This is a genomic window from Prochlorococcus marinus, assembly GCF_001180245.1.
GTDB classification, from domain to species: Bacteria; Cyanobacteriota; Cyanobacteriia; order PCC-6307; family Cyanobiaceae; genus Prochlorococcus_A; species Prochlorococcus_A marinus_F.
Map to the genome: position 1 here is coordinate 1 of NZ_CVSV01000122.1, position 729 is coordinate 729.

Here is a 729-nt window from a genome sequence, read left to right on the forward strand (position 1 = left end):
GGTGGTGGCAATAATGAATCTAATAGCTATAACGCTAATAAATCTTCTGGATCAGAAGGTTGGGAAGATAGAAGTTATGGCAATTCTTCTGAAAACTCTGAATATGAAAATGGTAGGAGCAGGAGAAAAAGGGGAGTGTCCAATGAAAGCAATGCTTCAAATGAGACAAATTAATAACCCATTTCTTTAAGCGCCGTTGTTAATTTAATTAGATATTCAATAGATAATTCTTTTTTTAAAGATTTATTTGAAATTTGATTTCTCCAGATTTTAGCTTTTGGTATACCTTCTACTAAATTTATGAGATGTTTACAAATATCCCAAGATTTTCCTCCATTACTTAAATGCGCTTCTATATATGGAATTAGGGAGAATATAATTTTAGAAGCAGATTTTGGCTTTTTATTAATTCCATAAATCTTTTGATCAATTTCAGACCATCTTAAGGGATGTTTATAAATTGACCGTCCAATCATAACCCCATCAAAATCGTTTAAGGCTTTTAATGATTGATCGATATTTGTTAAACCCCCATTGATTTCTATTAATAATTCTGGATTTGTTTTTTTCAATTTTTTTACTACATCATAATTTAGTGGAGGTATGGTCCTGTTTTGTTTTGGATTTAGACCTTTTAATATTGCTTTTCTTGCATGAACTGTAAATCTGTCTGCGCCAGCATTTGCGATAATTCTTACGAAATTATTCAAACTAACAAAACTATCATCA

General features: G+C 30.5%; 1 protein-coding gene and 1 pseudogene. One reads left to right on the top strand and one right to left on the bottom strand.

Annotated elements, in window-relative coordinates:
- Positions 1 to 174 (top strand): annotated as a pseudogene (locus AMO19_RS08775) (RNA recognition motif domain-containing protein); the annotation flags it as partial.
- Here the strand turns inward: AMO19_RS08775 and AMO19_RS05105 are convergent.
- Positions 171 to 729: tRNA-dihydrouridine synthase (locus AMO19_RS05105; protein WP_179850515.1), on the bottom strand; the 559-nt coding region annotated here is incomplete at its 5' end. The pseudogene AMO19_RS08775 and the gene AMO19_RS05105 overlap by 4 nt on opposite strands.